General features: G+C 40.8%; 7 protein-coding genes and 1 pseudogene. 2 read left to right on the top strand and 6 right to left on the bottom strand.

The window, feature by feature from the left end; genetic code table 11:
• Positions 1-105: 105 nt before the first annotated feature.
• Positions 106-319 (top strand): annotated as a pseudogene (locus CK510_RS31150) (transposase); the annotation flags it as partial.
• 92 nt (positions 320-411) lie between these two features.
• Positions 412-1,158 (top strand): class I SAM-dependent methyltransferase, encoded by a 747-nt coding sequence (locus tag CK510_RS22410; protein ID WP_143289383.1) that lies wholly within the window; start codon positions 412-414, stop codon positions 1,156-1,158.
• 5 nt (positions 1,159-1,163) lie between these two features.
• Here the strand turns inward: CK510_RS22410 and CK510_RS22405 are convergent, their stop codons facing one another.
• The 6 genes from CK510_RS22405 to CK510_RS22385 form a co-directional block, all read right to left on the bottom strand.
• Complete coding sequence (locus CK510_RS22405; RefSeq protein ID WP_095723799.1) at positions 1,164-1,628, bottom strand: hypothetical protein; 465 nt, start codon at positions 1,626-1,628, stop codon at positions 1,164-1,166.
• Between the two features lie 114 nt (positions 1,629-1,742).
• A complete protein-coding gene (locus CK510_RS31970; RefSeq protein ID WP_158224949.1) occupies positions 1,743-1,916 on the bottom strand; it encodes a hypothetical protein in 174 nt (57 codons plus the stop codon).
• 145 nt (positions 1,917-2,061) lie between these two features.
• Positions 2,062-3,129, bottom strand: coding sequence for an S-methyl-5-thioribose-1-phosphate isomerase (gene mtnA, locus CK510_RS22400; RefSeq protein ID WP_095723798.1), 1,068 nt, complete (start codon positions 3,127-3,129; stop codon positions 2,062-2,064).
• 144 nt (positions 3,130-3,273) lie between these two features.
• On the bottom strand, positions 3,274-5,181 hold the full coding sequence (dxs, locus tag CK510_RS22395; protein WP_095723797.1) for a 1-deoxy-D-xylulose-5-phosphate synthase: 1,908 nt from the start codon (positions 5,179-5,181) through the stop codon (positions 3,274-3,276).
• Between the two features lie 713 nt (positions 5,182-5,894).
• On the bottom strand, positions 5,895-6,179 hold the full coding sequence (locus CK510_RS22390; RefSeq protein WP_342745994.1) for a hypothetical protein: 285 nt from the start codon (positions 6,177-6,179) through the stop codon (positions 5,895-5,897).
• Between the two features lie 140 nt (positions 6,180-6,319).
• On the bottom strand, positions 6,320-7,867 hold the full coding sequence (locus CK510_RS22385) for a mercuric reductase (protein ID WP_095723796.1): 1,548 nt from the start codon (positions 7,865-7,867) through the stop codon (positions 6,320-6,322).
• Positions 7,868-7,925 lie beyond the last annotated feature (58 nt).

The raw sequence follows: 7,925 nt of genomic DNA, 5'->3' as shown, positions 1-7,925 counted from the left end.
TATTTTCTGATTTAGTGGACGACACAGAAACTGTATGAACCAAAATAGCCTAAAAAGGCACAAAGTCAACAGCCTAGGCTGTGCCTCCGTCAAAGTTTTCAAGAACCGGCAAAGTCCTTTCGGACAGCTATAGGAGCTTTAATAATCAAGGAAAGATTGGGACTAAGTGATAGAGAGACAGTAGAGCAAATAAGAGAAAATCCTTATTTACAGTACTTTATAGGGTTGAATAAGTATAGTAATGAAGCACCATTTGAAGCATCAATGCTCGTTCATTTTAGACAGAGAATAGATATTGGATTAGTTAATAGAATGAATCGAAGTATGGTAAAAAATAGTCGAGAGGAAGAAAGTGAAGAAGCAACTGCAAAAAAGTTAATTGAACAAAATAATCTATCAAAACAATCTACTATGCTGACATTCCCAACTTCATTATCTTTAAGCAGCTATTGGCAAGATTCATTTCTTTTAAAGCAGCATCTTCAGGAATTTCTGGATTTAGATTCCGAAACCCTAGAAGCAAAATTAGCTGTTGGTCAACAACAGATGGCAGAATTAGGTCATAAAGATTTTGATTGGGAAAAAGCAACTGCGTTTTATAGTGACAAGGTTGGAGAGGTTTATTTATTTGACTTAGGTGCATGGCATCTTACTAGCCGCGACTACATCGGTGATATGCTAAAACTAATTGCCGATCATGCCCAAGGTCGAGTTTTAGATTTTGGTGGTGGAATTGGAACCCATGCGATTGGTGCTGCCCTTTGTCCACAAGTCGAACAGGTAGTATACTGCGATGTTAATCCCATTAGTTGTGACTTTTTTCGTTATCGAGTCAAACAGATGGGACTAGAACAAAAAATTGTTTGTTATCAAGAAATACCACAAAATGAGACGTTTGACACAATCTTGTGTTTCGATGTTTTAGAACATTTACCAAATCCCAGTCAGCAGTTACTCAAATTCGATCAAGCTTTAGAACCACAGGGTAAAGTAATTCTCAACTGGTATTTTTCCAAAGGTATAAATCAGGAATTTCCCTTTCATCTAGATGATCCGCAAATTATCAACGGTTTTTTCCGCACTCTGCAAGCTAATTTCCTCGAAGTTTTTCATACTTACAACATTACAACCCGTTGTTACCACAAATGGAGTGCGTGAAATCATTAGTCATATCTAGAAGGGAACCCCAAATTACTTGCACGTCTTTTACTAGAGGGTTTAGACGGTTTAAAACCAGTGGCAGTAAATAAAGCAGAAACGCGATCGCTCGCATCAGTTCGTACTTTACCATTTTTTTCTAGCACTGCCACCTCAAACACACATCGCATCGAAATTGCTTGTAATGCTTGCTGATTAACGGGAGGATTGGCTAATTTACCTTGAACGCATTCGCGAATTTGTCCAACAAGTTCTTTCCCCAAATCTGCTGATGGTTTATTAGTTGCTAATGTCGTTTGACTGGTAGCAGGTAGCAATAAAGCAAAATATCCTGTTGCTAACAATCCTCCTGCGATAACTTTGGTAAGCTTCGCTAACGCAATACCCAAATATCGCTGACGATGCTGGGTTTGGATTTTATCCTTTTGACTTAGATACTGAAAAAAATTTATTTTAGGTTTAATATTCATCAAAAGAAATAATAAAGCAATTTACGGATGCTGTAATTGTTGTAACGTTTTAACTCTTCAACTGCAAGAGTAATTTTTCCGCAATCTACTGTTCGTCTTTTTCGTCTCTTTGTATTATTCGCAAAAATATCCCCGATTTTTTACAAAATTCAGGGATACAAAAGTCGATATTCTCAATAATTGATATGCGATCGCATAGGAACACCAAGAAATAAATTCTCCACATTGTTGTAGGGGTGGGGTGAGTCCACTTGGCGGTGTCGGTTTCCGTCCCCGAAGTTTGCTCAACGCGGGGAACCCGCGCACGCAACTTCTCTTCGTCAAAGTGGCGTTGGCGAAGCCTGCGCTTTGCGCTTACCTGAAAGGTCTCCCCACCCTTCGCGTGATAGTGTTGGTAAGTATATGATTTGAAAATTTTATTTCCTGGAAGTCTCTAAGCTAGAGTTCTTCTCTGCCTTGATAAAGCTAGTTCACCAGGTGGATAAACACCATTTTCGGTAATAATAGCCGTAATTAGATCGGCAGGGGTAACATCAAATGATGGATTGTAATATTCCACCCCACTAGCTGGTGTCAGCATCGTATCGCCAACTTGGTACATTTCCATAGGGTCACGCTCTTCAATGGGTATTCCGCTACCATCTGCTAATTCAAAATCAATCGTCGAAATTGGTGCAGCAACGAAAAACGGCACATTATGAGCTTGAGATACTAGTGCTAAACTATACGTCCCGATTTTATTTGCAGCATCGCCATTTGCGGCAATGCGATCGGCACCAACCACTACAGCGTGAATTAACCCCTGCTTCATGCAGTGCGCCGCCATACTATCGGTAATTAATGTTACTGGAATCCCTTCTTGGGCACATTCCCATGTCGTCAATTTTGCCCCTTGCAATCTCGGACGGGTTTCATCAGCAAACAGCTTGTTTAATCGACCTTCACGCCATGCCGATCGCACTACACCCAAAGCTGTACCATAACCACCAGTAGCAAGCGCTCCAGCATTACAATGTGTCAGCAATGTAAGTTTTTCCGGGTTGGCTGGTAATGCTTTTAAACCATTATCGCCAATTGCCCGACAGGTTTGTAAATCTTCAATTTGGATATCTTGGGCAGTTTGTAGCAATACTTTTCTCAGGTCTTCCACTGTCCCTAAAGTCTCATAAGCAACCTTGAGGGTACGTGATATTGCCCAGAAGAGATTAACCGCAGTAGGACGGGTTGCTCTTAACATTTCAGCGACTTTTTCTAATTGTTGTAAGAAGCGATCGCGGTTATCGGTTTCAATTTCCCTCGCACCAAGATACATTCCATAGGCAGCAGCAATACCAATCGCTGGGGCTCCTCGGACAATCATTGTTTTAATTGCCCGTGCCATATCTTCACTGCGGTGAATTTCTACAAATGCATACTCGTTGGGTATGCGGGTTTGGTCAATCAGCGATACAGCATTATTATGCCAAATAACGGGATAAACTTGATTGTTAGCAGGATTCATAGCAAAGATTGGAATTGAGAATTGGGAATTGAGAATTGAGAATTGAGAATTGAGAATTGGGCAATGGGAATTGGGAATTGGGCAATGGGAATACTTACATTTTATGACACCATGCTCTATGCCCCATGCCCCATGCCCAACTCATTAACTAACTACAGACAATTGCTGGGCAAAATAAGCCTGCATAATGGTATTTGCCATTTGCGAACTTGTTAAACCTAATTCTGCCTTAGATTGTTCTGGTTCGGCATGTTCCACTAGAATATCTGGCACACCAATCCGCTTAACTGGAACGACAATATCCGCATCAAGTAAAGCTTCAGCAACAGCAGAACCAAAACCACCCATGAGACAACCTTCTTCGAGGGTGACGACACGACCGATTTGCTTTGCTAACGGTAAAATTAGCTCGGTGTCTAATGGTTTAGCAAAGCGAGCATTGATTACGGTTGCTTCAATACCGTGTTCGCTGAGAACTTCGGCTGTTTGCATAGCGGAGTAGACCATTGTACCGTAAGCGACCAATAAAACATCATCGCCATTGCGAATGATTTCACCCTTGCCAATTTCCAAAGCTTCCCAACCTTCTTCCATCAAGGGTACTCCTTGACCGCTACCACGAGGAAAACGCATTGCGATCGCGCCTTTGGTATACTCAACTCCGGTAACAATCATCCGTTGCATTTCGGCTTCGTCTTTGGGTGCCATCAGCACCATATTGGGTATGCAGCGCAAATAAGCTATGTCGTACATCCCTTGGTGGGTAGGACCATCTGAACCCACAATTCCAGCCCGATCTAAACAGAAGAAAACGGGTAATTTTTGGATGCAGACATCATGGATAATTTGGTCAAATGCCCGTTGCAGAAAGGTGGAATAAATACAGCATACCGGACGCATTCCTTCGCAAGCAAGTCCCCCAGCTAAGGTGACAGCGTGCTGTTCGGCAATCCCAACATCTATATACTGATTCGGTAATTTTTGCTGAAGTTTATCTAATCCCGTTCCCGTTGCCATTGCCGCAGTAATCCCGATAATTTTCGGATTTTGTTCGGCAAGTTTGACTAAGGTATGGGCAAATACTTTCGCATATGCAGGTGGTTTGGGTTTATTCGAGGGAATTGCTTTCCCTGTAGTCAAGTTGAATGGTGTTTGGGCATGATATCCAACTTGGTCTTTTTCGGCAATTTCGTAACCCTTACCTTTGGTAGTGGAAACATGCACCAAAACTGGTCCTGGTATCTGATGGGCTTGTTGGAAGGTAGCAATTAACTCTTCCAAATTGTGCCCATCTACTGGTCCCATGTAGGTAAAGCCCAATTCTTCAAACACTGCTCCAACTTTAGGCACAGCCAAACGCTTCATCCCTTCTTTAATCCGTCCGAGTTCGGGAGACAGGGATTCACCCACAAAAGGTAAATTCTTGACTTGTTCCTCAAAGTTGTCGGTAATAAACTGCATCGGTGGTGAAAGACGCATTTTATTCAAATAGCGAGGAATTGCACCCACATTGGGAGATATTGACATCTCGTTGTCGTTGAGAACCACTAATAAGTTGGTTTTAGGCATATGTCCAGCATGGTTAATTGCTTCGAGTGCCATTCCACCTGTCAACGCACCGTCACCAATAATCGATGCAACTTTGAATTTCTCCCCCTTCGCATCTCTTGCCAGTGCCATACCCAAACCTGCGGAAATACTTGTGGAAGCATGTCCCGCACCAAAGTGGTCAAATTTATTTTCGCTGCGTTTCAGATAACCTGCGACACCATCCCTTTGTCGCAACGTATGAAAGTCGTTATAGCGTCCGGTAAGTAGTTTGTGAGGATAAGCTTGGTGTCCAACGTCCCAGATAACTTTATCGCGATCGAGGTCGAGTGTCTGATAAAGCCCAAGCGTTAATTCAACAACACCTAATCCCGGTCCCAAATGTCCGCCTATTGCTGCTACGGTTTGCAGATGTTTGTCGCGTATTTGACGAGCAATCTGTTGTAGTTGACGAATCGAGAGACCGTGCAACTGATTGGGGTGGGTGATTTCACTCAGATGCATACTATAAGGTTTTCCTCTCTAAGATTATTCTTTTTCTGATTTTCCCATGTCCAGGGCTGCTAGCAATATCAGTTACATTGCTGCTGTTTACAAAAAAAAATGTATTTTTTATTACTCAGTTTTTATCTTTGTCTGATACTTGTATCATTTTACTGATATCAGTTATCTCCTTGAATAATCTTAACTAATTAGTCATTTAACTGTGTAAAAACGTTTTACGTGTATTCAGTAATTTAAACAATTTACTAGTACTTATATTTACTTTTGCCAATATTTTCACTCATAAAAAAAAATATTAATAGTTTATTAAATTTTTAGTTTTTACTGACAAGTTTTGGTGTCCGGAAATAATGAGATACAAGCCCCGTCGTTCTACGACGGAAGAGTGTTAAAGATTCTGGTACAATACAATAAAGTCGCCATAGTCTTTTGTACAGTGGGTAAGTCTTACAATTCGCAGAATTTTAAAAATAAAAATTAGTGTTGTAGCTTTCTCAAAAAATAATCAAAGATATTGCGAAATACCCATCCATTCCAAGAATATTCAGGGAAAAGGAAAAATAATGGGACTTTATCCGAAAACAGCAATAATCTCAGTAGAGATGCGTTGAAACTACTGAGTAACATTTGAAACTGAGCCATTGACTTGTAACAAATAAATCTTTTAAGAGTGAAATAATACTCCCGATTGTAAGACTTCTTTTGTGTCAATGCTATGCCAAGCGGGCTTTTGCCAAATCGCGAATTAAAAGCAAACGTGAGTAAAGGTAAGCACTAACGATATTACTTTCTTCAGTATCGAGTAATCCTCTAAACTCTAACTGTCTTAGCAGTTGATGCACTAGTTCTGTATCGCTAAAACCGAGAAGGATATTTGTCTGAGTTTCTTCGACGATTGACCAAAGATGCCGCATTAATGAGGAATTTAGAGAACAAACTCGCGTCACACTTGCATCGGAACTCTTTGGGAATGTAGCTTTTGTTTTGTTTTCTATCATAATCCTGGTTTCGCAAATCTTAAGAGAATCTTAATTTATTAAAGTCCCTATTCGGTGGAAAATTTACATAACTTGACTAATTCGATGGAAGTCTATACAAATCGGGCGGTTTTAGGATTGGGAAAATTATCTTCTTGTTCTCAAGACAGTTTCGTCAGCAAACCTAAGAACTGCTTTGTTTTTGGTGTCAGCAGAGTGCGACGGTATGCGTCTGCGGCTTTTTTGATTGCTTCGGCTTGGGTCGGGTAGGGATGGATAACGTTGCTGAGTTTGCTTAAACCAATTTTATTAACGATTGCTGTGGTGATTTCCGAAATCATCTCGCCAGCGTGCCTCGCGACTATTGTAGCACCAAGTATCTCGTCCCGACCTTGGCGGTGAAGTATTTTAACAAAACCCTTTTCCTCTCCATCTGCGATCGCTCGATCTACAGTATTAAATGGAATCAGAATCGTATTTACATCTATACCTTGTGCTTGGGCTTGGCTTTCGTACATGCCGACATGGGCAATTTCTGGGTCAGTATAAGTCACCCAAGGCATAATTAAACTACTTAATTTTTGTTTACCAAAGCCAAACGGAGAAAAAAGAGTATTTTTAATCACAATCCGCGCAGCTGCATCTGCCGCATGGGTGAATTTCCAATCCATGCAAATATCTCCTGCGGCATATATCTGGGGGTTGGATGTTTGTAAAAAGTCATTGACAAATACACCTCTACGGGAGTCATATTCAACCCCCACAGCTTCTAAATTTAATCCTTCTATATTAGGTGTTCTGCCTGCACCTGCCAAAATTTCATCAACGGTTACTGAATCCCGCAGACCTTTACTATTAAAGTAAATTCGCTTGCCACCACTTACAGTTTCCACGTTTTCGATTTCGCTATTTAAAACCAAGCGAATATTTTCACGAATAAAAATATTTTGAAGTATTTCTGCCGCATCGGTATCTTCCTTATTCAAAATATGGGAACCGCGATGAAATAAAATTACCTCACATCCTAAACGTCCAAAAGCTTGTGCTAATTCCGCACCAATTGGACCACCACCAATTACTGCTAATCTTTGTGGTCTTTGTGTAAGGGAAAAAACTGTTTCATTTGTCAAATATCCCGCTTCTTCTATTCCTGAAATTGCCAGTTTTGAGGCTCTAGCACCAGTGGCAATTACAGCTTTTTTAAATCGTAGAGATTTACCAGCTACTTCTACAGTGTTTTTACTTGTGAAACCAGCACTACCAAGAAAAACATCAATACCCAACTTTTGAAACCTTTCCACAGAATCATGATGGCTAATACCAGCGCGTATCTTTCGCATCCGTTCCATCACTGAAGGAAAATCAACTTCAACAGAGTGGGGTAAAATTACACCAAAGTCCCGTGCTTGATACATTTCTCCAATTACACGCGCAGAACGGATAATGCACTTTGAAGGGACACAACCATAATTTAAGCAATCTCCACCCATCAGATGCTTTTCTACCAAAGCCACTTTCAATCCCACATCTAAACCCGCAGCACCAGCAGCTACAACTAATCCAGCAGTACCTGCACCAATTACCACTAAGTCATAATAATCTGCGGGTTCAGGGTTTACCCAATCGAATGGATGTACGTATGAAACCAGTCTTTGGTTATACTCATCCATTGGACGTACAGAAATTGGTTTAAATTCTGAATTAGACATATTAGTTATTGGTTACTGCTTACTGCTTACTGCTTACTGATTACTGATTACTGATTAC

The organism is Brunnivagina elsteri CCALA 953, from assembly GCF_002289455.1.
Lineage (GTDB): Bacteria > Cyanobacteriota > Cyanobacteriia > Cyanobacteriales > Nostocaceae > Brunnivagina > Brunnivagina elsteri.
This window is presented reverse-complemented; position numbering and strand designations above follow the sequence as displayed.

Coding starts and splice junctions, on each gene's coding strand:
- CK510_RS22410 (WP_143289383.1), top strand. CDS start 412: ATGCTGACATTCCCAACTTCATTATCTTTAAGCAGCTATTGGCAAGAT.
- CK510_RS22405 (WP_095723799.1), bottom strand. CDS start 1,628: ATGAATATTAAACCTAAAATAAATTTTTTTCAGTATCTAAGTCAAAAG.
- mtnA (WP_095723798.1), bottom strand. CDS start 3,129: ATGAATCCTGCTAACAATCAAGTTTATCCCGTTATTTGGCATAATAAT.
- dxs (WP_095723797.1), bottom strand. CDS start 5,181: ATGCATCTGAGTGAAATCACCCACCCCAATCAGTTGCACGGTCTCTCG.
- CK510_RS22390 (WP_342745994.1), bottom strand. CDS start 6,179: ATGATAGAAAACAAAACAAAAGCTACATTCCCAAAGAGTTCCGATGCA.
- CK510_RS22385 (WP_095723796.1), bottom strand. CDS start 7,867: ATGTCTAATTCAGAATTTAAACCAATTTCTGTACGTCCAATGGATGAG.